Annotated in this window: 21 protein-coding genes; 7 read left to right on the forward strand and 14 right to left on the reverse strand. The window is 49.6% G+C overall.

The window, feature by feature from the left end:
* Positions 1-13 precede the first annotated feature (13 nt).
* Positions 14-1,093, reverse strand: coding sequence for a glycosyltransferase family 4 protein (locus AC1S52_RS07835; RefSeq protein WP_482028465.1), 1,080 nt, complete (start codon positions 1,091-1,093; stop codon positions 14-16).
* Between the two features lie 350 nt (positions 1,094-1,443).
* Here AC1S52_RS07835 and AC1S52_RS07840 point away from each other — a divergent pair, with 350 nt between their 5' ends.
* Positions 1,444-2,061 carry a DUF4333 domain-containing protein gene (locus tag AC1S52_RS07840; protein ID WP_482028466.1) on the forward strand — a complete coding sequence of 206 codons (618 nt, stop codon included), beginning with the start codon at positions 1,444-1,446 and terminating at the stop codon, positions 2,059-2,061.
* 277 nt (positions 2,062-2,338) lie between these two features.
* Here AC1S52_RS07840 and AC1S52_RS07845 read toward each other — a convergent pair whose 3' ends face one another.
* The 4 genes from AC1S52_RS07845 to pntA all read right to left on the reverse strand — a co-directional run bounded on the left by AC1S52_RS07845 (position 2,339) and on the right by pntA (position 8,768).
* Positions 2,339-4,255 carry a hypothetical protein gene (locus tag AC1S52_RS07845; RefSeq protein ID WP_482028467.1) on the reverse strand — a complete coding sequence of 639 codons (1,917 nt, stop codon included), beginning with the start codon at positions 4,253-4,255 and terminating at the stop codon, positions 2,339-2,341.
* A gap of 90 nt (positions 4,256-4,345) precedes the next feature.
* Positions 4,346-5,179, reverse strand: a complete 834-nt coding sequence (locus AC1S52_RS07850) for an SIMPL domain-containing protein (protein ID WP_482028468.1) — start codon at positions 5,177-5,179, stop codon at positions 4,346-4,348.
* 354 nt (positions 5,180-5,533) lie between these two features.
* Positions 5,534-6,949: a Re/Si-specific NAD(P)(+) transhydrogenase subunit beta gene (gene pntB / locus AC1S52_RS07855; RefSeq protein WP_482028469.1), complete on the reverse strand. Its 1,416-nt coding sequence runs from the start codon at positions 6,947-6,949 to the stop codon at positions 5,534-5,536.
* A 196-nt stretch (positions 6,950-7,145) separates the two neighbouring features.
* Positions 7,146-8,768, reverse strand: coding sequence for a Re/Si-specific NAD(P)(+) transhydrogenase subunit alpha (gene pntA, locus AC1S52_RS07860; protein WP_482028470.1), 1,623 nt, complete (start codon positions 8,766-8,768; stop codon positions 7,146-7,148).
* 389 nt (positions 8,769-9,157) lie between these two features.
* Here pntA and AC1S52_RS07865 point away from each other — a divergent pair, with 389 nt between their 5' ends.
* From AC1S52_RS07865 to AC1S52_RS07875, 3 genes are read left to right on the forward strand one after another with little or no spacing between them, the layout of a single operon-like run.
* Complete coding sequence (locus AC1S52_RS07865; protein WP_482028471.1) at positions 9,158-9,688, forward strand: DUF2808 domain-containing protein; 531 nt, start codon at positions 9,158-9,160, stop codon at positions 9,686-9,688.
* Positions 9,689-9,706: 18 nt separating this feature from the next.
* Positions 9,707-10,417: a hypothetical protein gene (locus AC1S52_RS07870; RefSeq protein ID WP_482028472.1), complete on the forward strand. Its 711-nt coding sequence runs from the start codon at positions 9,707-9,709 to the stop codon at positions 10,415-10,417.
* 17 nt (positions 10,418-10,434) lie between these two features.
* Positions 10,435-11,067 (forward strand): glutathione S-transferase family protein, encoded by a 633-nt coding sequence (locus AC1S52_RS07875; RefSeq protein ID WP_482028473.1) that lies wholly within the window; start codon positions 10,435-10,437, stop codon positions 11,065-11,067.
* 16 nt (positions 11,068-11,083) lie between these two features.
* Here AC1S52_RS07875 and AC1S52_RS07880 read toward each other — a convergent pair whose 3' ends face one another.
* Entirely contained in the window at positions 11,084-11,746 is a 663-nt protein-coding gene (locus tag AC1S52_RS07880) for a class I SAM-dependent methyltransferase (protein WP_482028474.1), read from the reverse strand.
* A 102-nt stretch (positions 11,747-11,848) separates the two neighbouring features.
* Here AC1S52_RS07880 and AC1S52_RS07885 point away from each other — a divergent pair, with 102 nt between their 5' ends.
* The 3 genes from AC1S52_RS07885 to AC1S52_RS07895 all read left to right on the forward strand — a co-directional run bounded on the left by AC1S52_RS07885 (position 11,849) and on the right by AC1S52_RS07895 (position 14,602).
* Positions 11,849-12,292, forward strand: a complete 444-nt coding sequence (locus AC1S52_RS07885) for a hypothetical protein (RefSeq protein WP_482028475.1) — start codon at positions 11,849-11,851, stop codon at positions 12,290-12,292.
* A 164-nt stretch (positions 12,293-12,456) separates the two neighbouring features.
* The gene (locus AC1S52_RS07890) at positions 12,457-12,966 is read left to right on the forward strand and encodes a GNAT family N-acetyltransferase (RefSeq protein ID WP_482028476.1); all 510 of its coding nucleotides are present in this window, start codon (positions 12,457-12,459) and stop codon (positions 12,964-12,966) included.
* A gap of 127 nt (positions 12,967-13,093) precedes the next feature.
* Positions 13,094-14,602: an ABC transporter ATP-binding protein gene (locus AC1S52_RS07895; RefSeq protein WP_482028477.1), complete on the forward strand. Its 1,509-nt coding sequence runs from the start codon at positions 13,094-13,096 to the stop codon at positions 14,600-14,602.
* Positions 14,603-14,611: 9 nt separating this feature from the next.
* Here the strand turns inward: AC1S52_RS07895 and tatA are convergent, their stop codons facing one another.
* The 8 genes from tatA to AC1S52_RS07935 form a co-directional block, all read right to left on the reverse strand.
* The gene (gene tatA, locus AC1S52_RS07900; protein ID WP_482028478.1) at positions 14,612-14,791 is read right to left on the reverse strand and encodes a twin-arginine translocase TatA/TatE family subunit; all 180 of its coding nucleotides are present in this window, start codon (positions 14,789-14,791) and stop codon (positions 14,612-14,614) included.
* A 29-nt stretch (positions 14,792-14,820) separates the two neighbouring features.
* Positions 14,821-15,423 carry a 5-formyltetrahydrofolate cyclo-ligase gene (locus tag AC1S52_RS07905; protein ID WP_482028479.1) on the reverse strand — a complete coding sequence of 201 codons (603 nt, stop codon included), beginning with the start codon at positions 15,421-15,423 and terminating at the stop codon, positions 14,821-14,823.
* Positions 15,424-15,446: 23 nt separating this feature from the next.
* Positions 15,447-16,001 carry a DNA starvation/stress protection protein DpsA gene (gene dpsA, locus AC1S52_RS07910; protein ID WP_482028480.1) on the reverse strand — a complete coding sequence of 185 codons (555 nt, stop codon included), beginning with the start codon at positions 15,999-16,001 and terminating at the stop codon, positions 15,447-15,449.
* Between the two features lie 485 nt (positions 16,002-16,486).
* Positions 16,487-16,849 (reverse strand): tetratricopeptide repeat protein, encoded by a 363-nt coding sequence (locus tag AC1S52_RS07915; protein ID WP_482028481.1) that lies wholly within the window; start codon positions 16,847-16,849, stop codon positions 16,487-16,489.
* Between the two features lie 425 nt (positions 16,850-17,274).
* On the reverse strand, positions 17,275-17,460 hold the full coding sequence (locus tag AC1S52_RS07920; protein WP_482028482.1) for a hypothetical protein: 186 nt from the start codon (positions 17,458-17,460) through the stop codon (positions 17,275-17,277).
* A gap of 265 nt (positions 17,461-17,725) precedes the next feature.
* The gene (locus tag AC1S52_RS07925; protein ID WP_482028483.1) at positions 17,726-18,349 is read right to left on the reverse strand and encodes a tetratricopeptide repeat protein; all 624 of its coding nucleotides are present in this window, start codon (positions 18,347-18,349) and stop codon (positions 17,726-17,728) included.
* A 93-nt stretch (positions 18,350-18,442) separates the two neighbouring features.
* A complete protein-coding gene (locus AC1S52_RS07930) occupies positions 18,443-18,790 on the reverse strand; it encodes a hypothetical protein (protein WP_482028484.1) in 348 nt (115 codons plus the stop codon).
* On the reverse strand, positions 18,781-19,050 hold the full coding sequence (locus AC1S52_RS07935; protein ID WP_482028485.1) for a hypothetical protein: 270 nt from the start codon (positions 19,048-19,050) through the stop codon (positions 18,781-18,783). The genes AC1S52_RS07930 and AC1S52_RS07935 overlap by 10 nt, the downstream gene beginning before the upstream one ends.
* Between the last annotated feature and the right edge of the window lie 39 nt (positions 19,051-19,089).

A 19,089-nucleotide genomic window follows, 5' to 3' on the forward strand; every position in this document is an offset into this window, starting at 1 on the left:
CTATAATTCCGATTCATGAGTGAGTAAGCTGAACATTTCCTTTAGCTCGACCATTTTGAGCAAACCTTTCTGCCAGAAGTTTTTGGTAAACCTCCAGATAGCCATCCGCCATCCGTCGGACACTAAAGTTAGCTTCTACGTGGTCACGACAGGCTTGACGACTCAGGTTAGCCACTTGATCGATCGCGGCTACACACTCGTCTACATTCTTACAAAGCAGACCTGTCTTACCGTGGGCAATCACTTCTTTGGTTGAACCCATCTCGATTGCAATCACTGGGGTCCCCGATGCCATCGATTCAACCATCACCAGCCCAAACGGTTCTCGCCAGGTAATGGGGAACAACGTTGCATAAGCATTCCCCATCAAAATATTTTTCTGCGTATGGTTTGCCTCACCCAGATATACGATTTGTTGACCATCAATATGGGGTTTGATTTCGTTTTCGTAGTAATCTACATCAACGCGATCGACCTTACCGGCAATTTTCAGGTGCCAGCCAGACCGTTTGGCAATCTCGATCGCATGGTGTGTTCCCTTCTCAGGCGAGATACGCCCTAAAAACACCAGGTAAGGCGGGTCGCTGGGCTTAGGGAAATAGGTGTAAGTGGAAAGATCAATCCCGTTGTAGACTGTCGCCACACAATTAAGTCCTAATCTCGGTTCCCGTTGAGCATGGGAAATGCTGACATAGGGCTGCTTATGGGCATGGACAAACATTTTTTCATTGTCAGGGGTAAAAATGCCGTGCAAGGTATGGACGGTAGGCGTTTTTACCAGGGGAGCGTAAGGCAAAGCCGAACAGCCCATGTGGGAATGAATAATATCAAACTCATCTGCCCGTTGATAAACCTGGCTTAATTGCAACATCTCGTAAATGCCGTACTCTTTGACTGAGTTATCCAGTCGCAACGCCTGAGGATGTATCGGCTCCAGGGTCGCCGTGGTAATCGAGTCTCCCGATGCAAACAGCGTTACTTCATGCCCCTGACGCACCAGTTCTTCAGTCAGCAAGCTCACAATCAACTCGGTACCACCGTAGGCTGGGGGCGGCACGCGCTCCCAGAGAGGGGCAATTTGGGCAATCCGCATAAATTAAAACCTCCAAATTTTATAGGGATGACTAGGTATTTACCCCTAGCTATAGACGATGCTTTAACTTATAAAGCTTCAGCATCGTTTTGTAAAGTTTGCAATATCTCCCAAGAAAATTTACACAAAATGTAATGAACTATAACTCCTTTTGTCAGGTAGGGGAATTGCAGCCTTTTAGTAGGGATATCCCTACTTGCATCATTTGCATGGATACCTGAAGTTCTTCTGCTGGGAAGTGGCTAAAGTGTTCTGGCAAACCCGGCAGCCATGTTAACGGCACCCTGGCACAACACTTCCCCCATCATGTGGGCTAGAATCAATCCCTGCAATATTGCTAGAGAAAGAGGATGAAGGCTTACAGGTTCAACTTCAGACACATTTCAGTCATTTTTCTGATCACAACTCTCTCTTTGGGTGGATTATCTGGTTGTGGAAATTTGGCTCGTCGCTCGATTCAGGGGCATAACTCCGTGCCTGCCAGTTCAATAACTGAAACGACTGCATCTGCTCCGAATCTGGCACCGGCAGAGGCAACAAAGCAGGTAGAATCTGCGATCGCCCAAAATTTGCCCAAGGAAATCGGCGTTCCACTTAAATCTGTTTCTTGCCCACCCCAGGAGGCATTAGAACCTGGAAAGGTGTTTGACTGCAAAGCCCAAATTGACCAGGGTAGCTTTCCGGTTAGAGTCACCGTGAAGGATGATACAGGCAGTCTCAATTTCAAAACCAAACAAATCTTGCGTCTATCAGCAGCCGAAACCCAGCTTCAACAGTCGATCAAACAACGGGAAAAACTGGATGTAAAGGCGGATTGTGGTGCGAAAGTTCAATTGTTCCAGAAGGTTGGGGAGAAGTTCAACTGTGAACTCAAGACCCCAACGGGAAAAGCTGGATCTGCCACCATTACGGCTATCAGTGAGGAAGGAAAAGTCGATGCCCAATGGAAACTTCAACCAAAGAATTAAACTTTAAACTTTGTCGCTAAAAAGGGGTTAAGATTCCCGGAATCTTGAACTGAAATAAGCGGAAACATAGAAGTGACAGCACGTTCCCATCATCCATCCATCTCGTTCCCAGGCTCAGCCTGGGAATGGCAAACCTGGAGGCTCTGCCTCGATCAGTGCTAGAGGCAGAGCCTTTTAGTCAGTGTTCCTAGGCTGAGCCTAGAGAACAAGGTATGGCAGTTTTCAGCCTTGACCCAGTGGCGTGTTCTTTAAAATGAGAGTCCTAAAAATGAGAGTCCTAATTTGAGGGGGAGTGTGGCTTGCCGCCTGTGTTCCGGACATTCACGACTCGATTCAACAGGTCAAACCAGAACGGTGCCCCCATTGCAATGGCAATCCCTGTGATCAACCAACCCATTAGCCGCCGCAACACTTCCACTGGTTTAGCCGCCATCAATTGCAAAACAACGGGAACATTCGTTGCTGTCTCAGATCCCAGGCAAGCCTGCCCCAGGTTGTTGCGTTCTTCGGCTCTGCTCTGTATCGGTTCCGATCCTTCCTTTGGATTGGTTCCTTCCTTTGGATTGGTTCCTTCCTTTGGATTGGTTGTGGAACTGTCTGCTAGATTGCATCTGAATTGGCGAATTAAATTAGGCGGACTCCAGCCAATCGGCAGGGTCAGATCACGGAGAACCAGATCCGCTCTGTTTTTCAAGTCTTCCAGTTCTGTTTCCGTCAGCGGGGTGGGGTTCGCTCCAGCGGAAAGCTGGGATGCCCGATCTGTCACAACTTTACGGAGATTTTCGTCACTGGCTAATCGGTCTGCCATGTAGAGGGAGTCGGCATTCGTGAAGATTGCCAGTAGGACTCCTAAAATAATCGCGACCCCTTTAGCGTTTCGCTTATAAACCCCAGAAGCACGGGACATGGAGCGATCGAACCAGAGGGCAATCTCCTCCCGAAACTGATTGACATAGTTTTCCCCCTGTTCTAGCTTTGCATGGGCACGTCCTGCAAGGCTTTCTAGCGTATCCCTGACGGGTTTGGGAATCGTACTTAACAGCCGTTTGATTTCTTGGTAAGCTTCGTAATTCTCATAGGTTTTGCGATCTTCTTCGCTCAATTCCCCTGATCCAATCAAGTTGGCAAAAGCCTGATTGAGATAGAGGCGGCGTTGCTCATTATTCAGAGTTTGCAATGGGGTGGAGGAAGCTGAAGCGCTATCGCTCTCTGGGCATAGGGCAAGAACTTCCGCATGCACCTTTTCGGCGATCTCATCACCGCCCGTTGTTAAGGCTTCATAGGCAGTTTCAATTTCTTTAAAGGTTTTGCTAGTCTGGTTCACCATTTCGGCAACCTCATAGGCATTCGGCTGCAAGCCTCCAGCCAACAAGGCTCGCTCATTATTTTCACCAAAAATTCCTAGTTTGAATAGCTTGAGCCGCCTGAGCAAGTAATCTTTAGCTTTGGAGTCTAAATGCAGTTCCTCCGGTTCTGATACCGAGCAAGCTTCAACATAGCCAGCCAGACTATAAGCCATCCGCTCAACACAGGTTTTTAATGCGGCTTCCCCCGATCGGTAATCCATCAAAATGTCATCATAGTCCTCAACCAGGATTTTGAATTTCTCATCCAAATTCAGGTTAATAATTCCCACCTTTTCTGCAATGACTCTCACTCCACCTTTTTCCCCATTTCCTTCCAGAGAATCATCGGTAGGAATCTCTACAATGCCATCACCATGACTGGAATATTTCCCCACAATTCTGGTAATAAACTTTTCTAATCTGATCTCAGTTAACTTTTCCGCCAACGTCGAAATCCCCAAACTATCCATTAAAGAAGTTGCAAACGTCTCTGGTGGAATGTAGGAAGGTCCAGTCGATTGATCATGACCAAAAGCACCTCTGCGATTACCAGGCAATAGCCAGCGAGTCACCCCTCGTAATGCGCTGGCAATCCCCCCTTTCGCTTCTTGATTGACGGTTTTGATCAATGGATTGTGATAAAGCCGATCGACCAAATCCTTAACTTGATCTTCTGCCTGACTTGAGGTTCCACCCGCCAGCAGAATTTCAATCGAATCTTTTAAATGCTTTGCTCTCCACTGCAACAGGGTCGTTAGCAATTCCTGAAGCTCGGATGCCAATAAACTAAGAATTAAATAGATAAAAAGTAACCCGATCGCAACATCAATTACAAACGGAAGATTCATAATAATTTTGCCTGATGGTTAAGTAAGTAGCAGATGAGCAACCGTAATATACAGGTTTACCCCAATCCTGCCTAAATTCCTTAACCAAAATTAGCGAGGCTGAACTAAATCCTTTGACTGAATGGCATGGGTTACACTCACCTGGCTTCTCACCTGTACTTCCGGCTTATCTGCCGGGTTGTAGGAAGGGGTTGCTTCATTGGTAGAAAACGAAAGGGGGGAAACGGGAACTCCCACCTTAGAACCACATCCTAAAGAAGCCGACGAACCCATTAAAGGTAAAACAGTGACCGAAAAAAGTTCTCCCAGTTGAACGCTGACATCCTGAGCCAGGGTCTTAATTTGGCTCCGAGCATCTTGTAAAGCAATGCGGCGAGCAGAGCGTTGGAGCGGTTCGCAATTGTTGACCAAGTACCCAGCACCAATGCTTTGCAGAAACAATTGCTGACTGGACTTAAGCGACTGATCAACTGTCAGCACAGTTTGTTGTAACCCTTCCTGGGTTGGTTTATCGATTTTGACGAGTAGTATTGGGTTCTGAATTGAACTCGTTTGAATGTTGATGTTAGCAGCGGGAATGCCTGCCCCCCTGAGAGCGGTTACCACTGGTTGCAAAGCGTCTTCGGTAAACTGCCTCGCCGTTTGAATTGAAACACCAGGAACATCCATGCCCATTCCCGGTTGGTCACGATTGGCAAAGCGAAATTCCATCAAGGCAGTATCGGCAGGAACAGTAACCTGGCCCTGTCCAATCACCGTCAGAGATCGCTGCCCAGCCAAGGGCTGACAACTCTGGGCGATCGCTGAATTGCCATGCAGCCCTTCACACAAATTGGTTTGTGCCGCAGCAACCTGACTTTGCTCTACCCAAAGACAAACGGCTAGCACAGAAAGGAATGGAATAGTGACGATTTTCCCTGTCAAAACTGAATTCCCATAGGTAGATTGGTACGAAGCTGTTATAGCAGAGGGCAGGCTGCGCCAGCAGCGTCAGCCAAACCGTGTCAAGGTTACCTTATAGCGTTTCCTTTCTGGGTGAGGTACATCTTATCTGTTTGAATCCAGGATTCTACGGCTATCCATGTACCTCACTGGATTCAAAAACGCTATACACAAGTGCAAGAACAGCTATATCAGCACTAAAGGCGTAGATTAAGCGGAAAAAGTTCCCACTTTAACAAGGGGAAGAGAAGGTTTTTCCCTCGTTCCCAGGCTCTGCCAGGGAATGCGAAGGAGGCTCCGCTTCACCGAAGCCCCCAGAAAGATTGATGCCAGGTTTTATTTACGAGAAGCCGCCAGCTCTTTGATGCTGAGTGCGCCTAAAATAGCATCCACATTCTTACGGGCATCCCCAAACAACATGCGGGTATTCTCTTTATAAAACACGGGGTTGTCTACGCCAGCATAGCCACTTGCCATACCGCGCTTCATGACAATGGCAGTCTTTGCCTTCCAGACTTCCAGTACGGGCATTCCGGCGATCGGACTGTTGGGGTCTTCCAGGGCGCTGGAGTTAACGGTATCGTTGGCTCCAACCACCAGTGCCACATCTGTTTCGGGGAAGTCTTCGTTAATCTCTTCCATTTCCAACACAATGTCGTAGGGCACGCTTGCCTCTGCCAGCAGAACATTCATATGACCGGGCATCCGACCGGCAACCGGGTGAATGCCAAACCGGACGTTGATGCCCATCTCACGCAATCGCTTGGTGATTTCTGAGATCGGATACTGAGCCTGGGCAACCGCCATTCCGTAGCCAGGGACGATAATGACGCTCTTGGCATTTTCCAGCAGTTCTGCCGTCTCTTCTACCGTAGTTGACGTGACTTCCCCCGCAGGCTGGCTGCTAGCGGTTGCGGTCGAGGTGCCTGCCCCAAAACCGCCCATAATCACACTGATAAAGGAACGGTTCATCGCCTTGCACATGATGTAGCTGAGGATGGCACCGCTGCTGCCGACGAGCGCTCCCGTGATGATCAGCAGATCGTTAGAGAGCATGAAGCCTGCTGCCGCTGCTGCCCAGCCAGAGTAACTGTTGAGCATAGAGATGACTACTGGCATATCAGCACCGCCGATCGCCATTACCAGGTGAATCCCCAACACCCCCGCGATCGCGCTCATAATCAATAGCGATTGCAACCCGGTCAGCAGGCTGCCACCCATAAACTCATAGCCCAACCAGATAGACCCAATCAGCATAGCCAGATTGAGAAAATGACGGGCAGGCAGCATCAGGGGTTTGCTAGAAATTAACCCGCTCAATTTGCCAAACGCAATGATAGAGCCAGTAAAGGTAATGGCACCGATGAACACACCCACATAAATCTCGATTTCATGAATGGTAGACTCTACTCCAGTCAGGGACGTAGCAGGATTTAGATAATTGGCAACGCCCACCAGTACCGCCGCCAGACCCACAAAGCTATGCAGGATGGCAACCAGTTCCGGCATGGAGGTCATAGCCACGCGGGAGGCAACCACTGCCCCAATGATGGCTCCTGGCAAAATCACCCCTACCAGTAAGCCATAGGCAGACACCCCGCCAATAGCAGTAGCAATAAACGCAATCAACATGCCTGCGATGCCGAACACGTTTCCCCGGCGGGCAGTTTCCTGGTTGGATAACCCTCCCAGGCTGAGAATAAATAAAGCACTTGCCGCAATATAAGCGACGGTCAGTAGGTTATTGGACATAGTTTGTTAAGGAGTAAGGGGTGAGGAGTGAAAAGGGATGGGTGAATAGTTGAGAGTTGAGAATTGAAAGTTTTGAGTTTTGAGTTTTGAGTTTTGAGTTTTGAGTTGAGAATGTTGATGACCAATCACTGGTTTTTCCCTCTAATAACCAACAACTAACAACTAAAAAACCCTTCACCCTCTCTCCTCTCTTTTTTCACTTTTGAAACATTTTCAGCATTCGCTGGGTGACGAGAAAGCCGCCAGAAATGTTGATGGTGCCGATGAGGATGGCGATCGCCCCCAGAATGGTGGTGGCGGAGGTTGGTGAGCCAGAGATTTGGAGCATTCCACCCAGGATGATGATGCCGCTAATGGCGTTTGTCACACTCATTAAGGGGGTGTGCAATGCCGGGCTTACATTCCAGATCACCTGGTACCCAACGAAGCAAGCCAGCACAAACACGGTGAAGTGGGTCAGAAAGGACGGTGGTGCCACGGAACCAACGCTAAACAGGACAATACCAGCCAGGATCAACCCAAGCGTACCGAAGTTAATGCTTGAGGTTTTCTCTGGTTTAGCGGGTTGGGTTGCAACCACTGGTGCAGGTGCAGGTTTGGGTGCTTCGGGAGGAGCAGGCGGCTTCGGTGGTGGATAAGTGATTTCGCCGTTGTGCAGTACCAGCGCCCCCCGAATCACCTCATCATCCAGGTCTACCTTATATTTTTCGGCTCCCCCCATATCTTCCAGCAAGTAGCACAGGTTTTTGCCGTAGAGCTGGCTCGCCTGGTTTGCCATCCGACTAGGCAAGTCGGTTAATCCAATAATCGTCACGCCCTTGTATTTGTAGACCTCACCGGGTTTCGTCACCTCACAGTTGCCACCCTGCTCGGCTGCCATGTCCACAACTACAGAGCCTTCTTTCATGCTCTCCACCATGTCGCGGGTGATTAATATGGGCGCTTTCTTACCAGGAATCAGGGCAGTCGTAATAATAATGTCTACTTCCTTTGCCTGGGCTGCAAAGAGCGCCATTTCCGCTTTGATGAACTCTTCGCTCATGACCTTGGCGTAGCCACCCTGTCCGGTACCGTCTTCCTCAAACTCAAGCTCCAGGAATTCTGCCCCTAAGCTTTGTACCTGTTCCTTCACCACAGGACGGGTATCAAAAGCACGTACAATTGCCCCCAGTCCTCTGGCAGTACCGATCGCCGCCAGTCCCGCAACTCCGGCACCAATAATCATGACTTTGGCAGGAGGCACCTTTCCGGCAGCGGTAATCTGCCCGGTGAAAAACCGACCAAAGTTGTTGGCTGCCTCAATGACCGCCCGATAGCCCGCAATATTAGCCATTGAACTAAGGGCATCCAGTTTCTGGGCACGGCTGATGCGGGGGATGGCATCCATTGCCAGAACGGTTGCTTTACGGGTTGCCAGATGGTTCAGCAAATCGGCATTTTGAGCGGGGTAAATAAAGCTGATCAGGGTTCCGCCTTCAGGCAGCAGATCGACCTCATGTTTGTTTAGGGTTGGGTGCATCTCAGGCAACCGCACCTTGAGGACAATATCTGCCGAACTCCACAAAGTTTCAGCATCAGGGACGATCCGACAACCCACTTCCTCATAGGCGCTGTCTGCAAAATTGGCATTTTGTCCTGCGTTGTGCTCAATCAGGACTTCAAACCCCATTTTTTGCAGGATCTTAGCAGTGTCTGGTGTCGCCGCTACCCGACACTCATTAGGAAAGACTTCCTTTGGGATCCCAATCCGTTTCCGCACCGTTGACTCAGCCAGGGGCTGCTCATTTTTTTCCGTTTCTTTTTCAATCGCAATCGTCATGGGCGCTTCCAAACCTCGCTCGGTAATCAATGATTCGCACTCACTAAGGGATGGCAACCCGTTCCGAGAGAGTGCGGGAATTCTCCTGGTGGTATTTTGGGAGACTGTTTGAATCCTAGGGCGATTCCGATTCCACGATTTGTATCTTTAACGTTGTCTTATGATTCCGACTTATGGATTTCATTATGAAAAATAAAAAAACTTCATAAATATTCAAACTTATCGGAGGTAAATCGTTGATGTCCAGGCTTTAAAGGAACTTTTGTTACACCCCAATCTGTCTATGCCCTCGGTATGATGGTGATCAGGTGAGATCACCCATCAGTAACCTGATAAATTCATATACGTCTACTCACTCACTAACCTCTGCTCATTCGGGTAAGCAACTTATGTCTTTCAACTTTCCTATGAAACGTGCCCTGTCTGGCTTGGCGATCGCCACCTGCCTGGTTGGGGCAATTCCTGCTTTCAGTTTTGCTCAGGGTTTACCCGGACTCACGCTCTGGGGCGGGGTTAAGCGGGAAGATAACCTCAACTACCGTCTGGATTTTGGTGGGCGATCGGGTTCATGGGATCGTTACCGGCTAAGAATTCCAGAGAAGAAGATGCAACTGGCGGTGGCTCAGTTTGCCATTTCCTACCCCGACTACTACAAGGGGGAGTTTGACCCGAAAAACGTCGAGATAATCGTCAGGGACAAGTCTGTGCCCCTGCAAGAGGTCAATTGGAACAAGGAAAACAACATGATTGAGATTTTCCCGGTTGAGCCAGTTCCGGCGGGCAGCAAGGTGGAGATCCAGCTTTCCAATGTCCGCAATCCCAATTTTGGCGGCATGTTTTACTTTAATTGCCAGATTCTTTCACCGGGAGACGTGCCCCTGTTGCGCTATCTTGGCACCTGGGTGATCACCATTTCCTAATGTTTGGGCTTTGACACGATGTCAGAAACCAACCTGCTCTGGTTTGGGTTCTTTCTAGAGGTGGGTTTCGTCCTGCTGATTTTCTGGTTGTTGCGTCCCCATTCACCAACGGGTGATCGGTTGTGGGATCGGTTCTCGCAGTTGAAAAAGGACTACCAGCACAATCAGCAGGAGTTTCAGCAGCAGAAGACCCAGTTAGCTCAGGAATGTGCCCGCCTGCGGCAAGCACTTCAACAGCAGAACGATCAGTTGATGCAGGACTATTTCCAGCAGCGGCAGGCTTGGCAGCAGCGGGAGGAACGGCTGATTCAGGAGTGCGACTGCTTGCAACAGGCATTAAAAACTGAGCAACAGCAGCAAGCCAAATTGGCGGATGAACTCCACCTTTCTACTTTCCAGCAGTTACAGCCTTTACTGGTTGGCTACCCCACCGTCAGCAAGATTGCCCACGCCAAGTCGGATTTGCCAGCTAAAAGCCTGACCGGGATGTTTACGCCCCTGGCAAGTCTGCTTCAGGCTTGGGGCTACGAAACCATTGGATCAATCTGGGAAGAGGTTGCTTTCGATCCCCAACTGCACCAGCCTGACTCACCCGATATTCATCCAGGAGAATCGGTCTATATTCGGTTTGTGGGGTACCGTAGGAGGGAAATGATTTTGTGTCCGGCAAAGGTGAGTCGTAACCCGCCAGGCGCGAAGAAAGATGATATAGACGAAGAAAGTATATAGGTTTAGGTCAAAGAAAAATGGCAAAACTCACTGTCCACGGAACTCCTATTAGTACCTATGTCCGTACCGTTCGGTTGTTGTTGGAAGAAGCCAGGGCAGACTATGACCTTAAGGAAGTCAGCATCTTCAATGGTGAAAACCAGTCAGTAGAGTATCTTGCCAAGCATCCCTTTGGTAAGGTGCCCGCCCTCGAAGTCGATGGTGAAATCATTTATGAAACGGCTGCCATTACTGGCTACCTGGATACGGTCGTAGCCAATCACAAATTCAGCCCATCCGATCCACTGCTTCAAGCTCGGATGCGCCAGATCATGGCAATTATTGATAACTATCTGTACCCCTCTGCCATTGGTACCATTGTGATCCAGCGTTTGATCGTGCCAAGCCAAGGTGGTAAAACCGACGAAGACAAGGTTGCCAGTGCCGTTGGGCCTGCCAAGACCTCTGTAGGGGCGATCGAGTCGTTGATGGTGGGCAGTCCCTATTTGCTTGGCAATGAAATTAGCATTGCCGATTTTTACCTCATTCCTATCTTCATCTATCTTTCCAAAACTCCAGAATTTGAGTTGATCACGGCTGACACTCCCAAGCTAAAAACCTGGTGGAATCAGGTTCGGCAACTTCCCACGGTGAAAAAAGTGGGGGAGTAAGAGTGGGTTAGTGATTCTACTGCTTCATTGCCAGGGTCAGACCATCAGCGATCGTCACCAGGCTAAGACTCACCCGCTCATCCCAGTGCAATTTCTGATTGAATGCACGGATTGCCTGGGTACTTTCGTCTTGAACGGATGGATCTGCCACAGCCCCGCTCCAGAGAACATTATCAACCGCAATCAGTCCACCGGGGCGAACCAATTGGAAGGCGCGTTCGTAGTAGTTTAAATAGTTTTCCTTATCCGCATCAATGAAGGCGAAATCGAAGGTATTCGCCTGTCCCGCGACCAAAAGCTGATCCAATGTTTCGAGAGCGGGGGCAATGCGCAGATCAATTCGGTCTGTTACGCCTGCCTTTTGCCAGTAGCGTTTGGCAATAGAAGTATACTCTTCGCTGATATCACAGGCGATCAGCTTACCGTCCGAAGGTAGCGCCAGGGCGATGCAGAGGGAACTATAACCTGTAAAAACCCCGACCTCCAGTGCTTTTTTCGCCCCAATTAGCCGAATCAGCAGTGCCATGAACTGTCCCTGATCCGGTGCAATTTGCATTCCGCTCCTGGGATGCCGAGCCGTCTCCTGCCGCAGTTCTGCCAAAACTTCAGGTTCCCGTAGCGAGACGGAGAGGAGGTACTCGTAGAGGCGATCGCTCAGGTTGAGGGATTTATTCGACATGGTTCTGTTTTCGCTTCAGAATCGGGACACGTTCAGCTTTATACTAACCCTGGAAGGAAGCTAGCTTGCCAGGAAGACCGTTAGCCACATGGTAACCATCGCATGAGAACAAGGGCGCTAGGGAAGTCGGTATTGCGAATACTGGGTGCGATCGCAGTTGTCGTGATCCTCACTGGCTGTAGTGCAGTGGGTCCCGGTCCTAGTCGTCAACTGGTAGAGCAGGCGATCGCCCTCCAACTTGGTCAGACTCAGCAATTGCTTAGCCAGCAACTCCGACTTGACCTGCCACCGGAGAGCCTCACCATTAATCGAGTTTCGGTCAATCAAACAACACCGCTCAAAATTGACGACCTACAGGCATACCAGGTCCAGGGCACTTACGACTACACGGTAAAACTGCCAACCCGCAAAGTCACTCAAAGCCAAAATCCGTTTGAGGTTTACCTGCAACGCCAGCAGGAGGGCAAAACCTGGCGTTTAGCAAAACAGCAAATTAGCGAAAACGGCGAACCGATCTGGGTCACCCAGCGAATGGGAACCCCCTGAGAAGTGACCGTACTTTGACAAGCTTCTATAGATGTTCAAGACTACGTTCTGCCGTTTAGTTCTTGGTGGAACCGCAAAATAAATCACTCTTTCTGTGGTGTGCAACCTGCGGAATGTGGGAAACAACAGATCTAGAACACTACCCAATCAGTAGTTCTAAAGGTATGAAAGTCAGAGCTGAGAAGTCAGAAGATATAGAAGCCATCCACCGGGTCAATGTTGCAGCGTTTGGGCGAGAGGGTGAGGCAGATTTAGTTGATCAGTTGCGAGGCGTTGCGTCTACGTTTTCCTTCGTTGCAGTTGAATTCGAGCAAATTGTCGGACACATTTTCTTTAGCCCAGTTGAAATTGAAGGGGAATGGGCGGATGATTTACTCGTGCTTGGATTAGCGCCCGTAGCGGTGCTACCTGACTATCAGCGACAAGGAATTGGGTCATTACTGATTCAGCATGGTTTAGAAGAGTGCGCTCGGTTCGGCTGCAATGCCATTGTCGTGCTGGGTTCTCCAGCATACTATCCCCGGTTTGGGTTTATTCCAGCCAGGGAAAAGGGATTGAGATGTGAATACGCCGTGCCCGATGAGGCGTTTATGGTGCTGGAGTTGGAAAGTGGCGCATTGGATGGATGGGTTGGAACAGTAAAATATCGGTCAGAGTTTAACAAACTTGAGTAATGAGTCCAATTCATCCAAGCATCCTGTCGACTGGATAGTTTACTTAACAAGCCTCGGAGTGTGGGTCGTTACCCCGTTAGACAGGGCAGACTGATATGGTAGTCCGGTATGACCTATTCTCTCTACCATGACTGAGCTTGATGCCTACTCTGCTTCCACCGTGGATGTCGCCTCTCCCCCCCTGGCAGTTGAACTGAGGGATATTTCTAAGCATTTCCCTGGCGTGATTGCCAATGATGGTGTCAACTTCGAGTTGCGGACTGGAGAAATCCACGCCTTACTGGGGGAGAATGGGGCAGGCAAGACAACCCTGATGAACATTCTCTGTGGTCTGTATGAACCCGATGCTGGGGAGATTTGGCTATCGGGTAAACCTGTAAAGCTTCATTCGCCACGGGATGCGATCGCCGCTGGCATTGGCATGGTGCATCAACATTTCATGCTGGTGGAAAGTTTTACCGTTGCCGACAACATTATCCTGGGGCAGCCATCTGGGATTTTGAAAGAGGATGAAAAGCGGCTATATTCCCGTCTGAAAGCGTTGTCTGATCAGTATGGGTTACGGATTGACCCAACCGCAGAGGTCTGGCACTTGTCCGTTGGGGAGCAGCAGCGGGTCGAAATTCTGAAAACAATTGACCGGGGTGCAAAAATCCTGATTCTGGACGAGCCGACCGCCGTGTTAACCCCGCAAGAAGTAGAAGAACTGCTGGGTATTCTGCGAACCCTGGCAGCACAGGGCACTTCCATTATCTTCATCAGCCATAAGTTGAACGAAGTCATGGCAGTTTGCGATCGCGTCACCGTGTTGCGAGATGGTCATACCATTGGCACGGTTGCAACCAAGGATTGTACCGAACAACAACTCGCCCAGATGATGGTGGGGCGTGAAGTCAGTTTTTCCCGCACCCAGAAAGACTGTGAGCCAGGGGCAGCATTGCTGAACTTGAAAAATGTTTGGGTAGAGAGTGATCGCGGCTTGCCCGCCTTGAAGGGAGTTAACCTGACGGTTCATGCGGGTGAAATTGTCGGCATCGCCGGAGTAGACGGCAATGGACAGCGGGAACTAGAGGAAGCGATCGCCCACCTGCGTCCCTTGCAAAAGGGCGACATTCATTTGGCGGGCACGCTGGCACACATCCCCAGCGATCGCTATGGCATGGGGCTACTGTCCAACTTCTCGGTTGCGGAAAATTCTGTGTTGCGTGAAGTCCACAATTTTCCCTTTAATCAACGGGGGTTTCTCAACCTGCGTGCCATCTGGAACTACTCTCTGCAACTGGTTCAGCGGTTTGGCATCCGTACTCCTTCGATCAAAACCGCAGCAGGCAAACTGTCCGGTGGCAACGCCCAGCGAATGATCTTGGGTAGAGAACTTTCCCACAACCACCAGATTGTTCTGGCTGCCCAACCCACACGCGGACTCGATATCAGCGCCATTGAGTACATCCACCATCAGCTAATTGAGCAGCGAAATGCAGGAGTCGCTGTCCTGCTAATTTCAACCGAGCTGGAGGAAATTTTGAGGTTAAGCGATCGCGTTCTTGTCCTCTACGAAGGGCACATCGTAGGAGCGATCGCCGCTCAAGATGCAGACATTCATCACCTCGGTTTACTGATGGCAGGGAAGGGGTAAGGGAAAAATCTAACTCCGATAATCCCCATCCTGATCCTGCTCTTCTTCCTCTGCCTGGTTGAGTTCTTCTTTGAAGCCACGCAGAGTTTTCCCAAGGGTACTGCCTAGTTCTGGAATCTTTTTAGGACCAAAAATCAAAATTGCTACAACCACAATAATTGCCACTTCGGGCCATCCCAAACCAAACATAGCTGCCTCCAGTCATCTGTCATTCATAACTATAGTGGGCTGGAGTCTAAGTCTGACGGAATGGGTGGAAAAAAGAGACCTGATTCCGTGCAAATTGCTTCCAGGGGCTTGTCCCAGGGGTCGTCAGGCAGATGAGGAAGGTAAGCGAAGTCGAACACAATGCCGATCGCTCGTTTCGCTGCCCACGCTGGTTGACTCAGAAGGCGATCGTAAAAACCACCCCCATAGCCCAGACGGTAGCCTCGCTGATCGCAGGCAACGGCAGGCACCAAAAGCAAATCCACCTGGTCTGGTTCCAGGATAGGAGAGTTGGGGTGGGGTTCCTGGATACCATAGGCTCCAGGCTGGAGCAGAAAAGGGCTGTCCGATGCCCAGATGTGCCAGGAGAGAGATTTTTCGACACAGCGAGGGAATCCCCAGACTTTACTGGTCGTTGCCTGTCCTGTTGCAAAGAGGGGGCTGAGATCTGGCTCTTGGCGAAAGCTGAAGTAGGCGAGAACGGTATCAGCCTGGATGAACCAGGGGGAAGTTTGAAGGTGGGTGCAGAGGCGATCGCTCTTTTCCCTCCAGACATCCCCAGGAATGGAGCGGCGGATAGTCAGCATCGTTTTGCGGAGCTTTGCCTTATCCAATCGTTACCAAACGGTGTAGCCGACTAGTTATTCGTCCCCTGCACATAAGCCAGCGTCAGGCTGTCATGCGCCAGGAAGTGTGCCAGATGGAATGCCCGATCTTCTGTCTCCAGTAAAATTTGCTCGTACATATAGCGGGTTGCGCGATCGCCGAGGCTTTCTGCCTGTCCTGCCTGTCGCCGCAATAGACTGATGACCGCTTGTTCTGCTTGGAGATCGTTTTCGACCATTTGGCGGCAGGAAAAAGCGCCATCGGGTTCAGGGGTGAAGCAGCACAATTCAGCCAACTTAGTGAAACTTGCCGCAGGAGTCCCGCCCAACCCATTCAGGCGCTCTCCCAGCTTATGAACATACCCCTCCGTTTGTTCATAACTTTCAGAAAAGAACTCGTGCAGGGAATAAAACTCCGCACCTTCAACCACAAAATGGTGCTTTTGATACTGCAAATAGAGCGCTTGAAAAGTTGCTAATGCAATGTTGAGACCTTCGCAAATGGGTGCAGTTACCGAATGATCAAATAAAACCGGATTGTCATAAACCTGATTAAAGGAGCGCAATAAACTTTGAGTATCAGCCATGATTTCCCCCTCTTGGCACGTTTAGGAGCTTTTATTGACAGTATCTTCAATCTATCACGGTCAAATTAGGAGTCAAGCAGAGGTTTTTCACCTATCAAGAATCATTTGCAATATAGGAACCAGGTTCGTAGTAATTGATTGCTTCTAATCCCTAGAGCTAACACTTCCAGGGGTTAGTCGTGAATAAATTTATCGATTAGTTCTTAGGGAAGCAGGTAAGACGTTGTTTGAAAAGTGTCCAGCGGTTAAAACGGCGACTAAGCAAACAAAGTCCGCCTGCACGGACTCAGACAAACAAGTGTTTCCGTAACCTGCGGGTATGGCTTCGCTTTGCTTCGCTAGTGTCCGTATAGCCGCGCCTACCCTGCGGGAACGCTTTGCGAATAGCCGACAAGGACACAGGAAAATAGACCTTTAAAGCATCCTCTAAAAATATAAATAAATTTTGATAGAGGAACAAATATTGATAAAGAATCGATGCAGAGTTAAAACCGCATTAACCACTGGAGAAAAGCCGTTGCAGTTGAATGTGTAGGATCCAGTTTTTGCGCCTTTTTCCAGGCAGCAATTGCCCGTTTAAATTCTCCCTGCAACGCCCAGAGTTGCCCAGCTAAAGCATGAAAATCTGCCTGGTTGGCGTTGAGGGCGATCGCTTGATGATTCTGAGCAATGGCAGTTGCATAATCCCCTGCTTTTAATGCCTCGATTGCCTGTCTGTAATGCCAGATAGCCTGATCATGAAGGTGAATCAGAGGGGCGAGATCGACACCACAGCGATGGCAGAAGCGGCGAGAGGGAGAGGAGGGAAGGGGGGTTGAGAAATTGGTTAAATAAGGCTTGCTGATCAAGCATGGGCGGGGGCAGGAGGGGGTAGGGGGTTGTTAGTTATTAGTTGTGGGTTGTTAGAGTGAGGAAAAGAATCAGTGGTCATACCATTTCTTTATGAGGCTGTACTGAACAAGGGGCTTAAACCCCTTGCCTGACAAGGGTTAGTTCTGCTCATCCTTAAATGAAATTGGTATCAGGAGCTTTGCTGTGAGCGCTCAGGCTTCGACAGCGATCCCACCCGAACCGTCAGTAGCGAATAGGTGTCAGTAGGTGCCTTTTGCCTTCATCCTTCATCCTTCTCAAAATGTCTCCCGAATCATCTCATCTAAACTGACCTCCAGTTGACTGATGACACGCTGACGTAATTGTTTTAGCGCTTCTGGATCAATCGTGGCATCGAGGTAAGTCTGGAAAGGAATTTGCAGCTTTTTGGGGTCGCGTTCTTTCAGTCCAGGATCACCAGATGTGCCTCTTTCGCTTCTGGTTGTTGAGTTCCCAACTCAAACAACTTCACCATGTACTGGGTGATCAGGGCAGCAATCCCTTTTTCTCGTTTAGCGAAGAGCAGGATGGAGAGGGCGATCGCCTGTAAGGTGGGCACCTGTTCTTTGGTCGATAATTGTTGCAGCAATTGATCCCATTCTTGAACTACCTGAGTTTGATCCAGAGAAACTTTGCCGCTACCCGTGGGTTCTCCTTGAACCGCATCATCAAAAATCTGACAGGCTCGAATGGCTGGGTCGCGATTGCTCCCTCCTTGTAGCGATGGCTAAACAAGGAGTAGTCCTCAGTAGAAAGGGCATCCACCCAGGGAAGTACCTCTACATCCACTTCAGGGTTGAGATCACCAAATTTCTTGCCAAACCGACGACGGACATCTATGAGATGCTTCTGAGCTAACCGAGTTCCCTCCAGGTTTTAATTAGAACGGTATAGACTTCTGGGTAACGACATCCCTCCTCCAATGCCTCGCTCAATAGCTGGGTTGCTTCCTCATAGCGTTCTTCCAAGACGACAATCAGTCCATATCGTCCTTTAATTTCAGGTGACTTAGGATCAATCCGCTCTGCAGTTTTCAGTTCACCCATGGCGGTGCGCTCGCGCCCCATCACCATCCAGGTATCTGCCAGACGGCAGTGGGCATAGACAAGCGCCGCTTTATGACGCTCCTCTGACCAGTTTTGGGGGTTTTGCTTAAAGTCCTGCTCTAACCATTTGATGATCCGGGTGATCAATCGCTGTAGCTCCTGGTAATCCTGATTCAGATCCAGGGCTTTCATCAAATTCACCGCCAGTTGGGGATCAATGGGCTGCTCTTTCTGCAATTGCTGCCAAAACCGAACGGCACAGGGCATTTCCCCTTCTGCCACTGACTGTTGCCCCGCCAGAGCTAACAATGCCGGACGAATCGTAGCTAGTTCTGGGAATCTAGAGGAATGACGATCCAGCTTCAGCAAAATATGGGCAGCTTTATGGGGATTGTTTTCGGCAACAAATTCAAGGATTCGGATGCCCAGCATAGGTCGGTTTTCCCAAAGAAATCCCTACATGTTTGTGGTCTGGATTCCCAGCCCTAACTTAAGTGCCGCCACTTCCCACTGCTGGAGCGCCTGTTAAGTATAAATTTGCCAAATATCGGGGCGATCGCCCGCTGTCACAGGACGCTTGACCTTTTGAAAGAATTCCAGGGCGGTTTCGGTCTGCTCCACTTTCAGGTTCAGAACTCCACGCAGCCAGTGCTGATGGGCAGATGGAAACCGTTTTGACTGTTTATTCAATAGTTGTTCAACGGCTGCTGTGTCGCCCTTGAGCAGTAATAGTTTGGCGTAGCAAATACTATAGTCTTTGGGCAAACTACCGTCTTCAAAAACAGGCTGAATCAGTGAGATTACCCCATCCAGTTGGTCTCGCACCAGTAAGGTTTTTGCCAGCCAGTAGTGGACTTCTCCCACTAATCCCAATGAAAGGCGCGGCGAAAGGAACTATCGGCTTGCTTGCAATCCCGCTTCTGGAATTCCTGTTGACCCCGCAGTAACCAGATCTCAGCTTCTGAAGGCGTAGTCTTAAGGTCAGGCTGCGATCGCTGAACTTTATGAATTTGATCCAGTGCCTGACGATATTTTTTCTGCTTTAGCAGAGATTTTAGTTCTGTCTCAAGCTGAGTTTGCGGGGAGGCGGCTGTATTGGAACTTGCTTCCCCTTTTGGTGTACGTTTTGCCACAAAGGTTCCTCCAACTGCATTAACCCCGAATAAATCTTT

Source organism: Kovacikia sp. CALU 1929, from assembly GCF_056784235.1.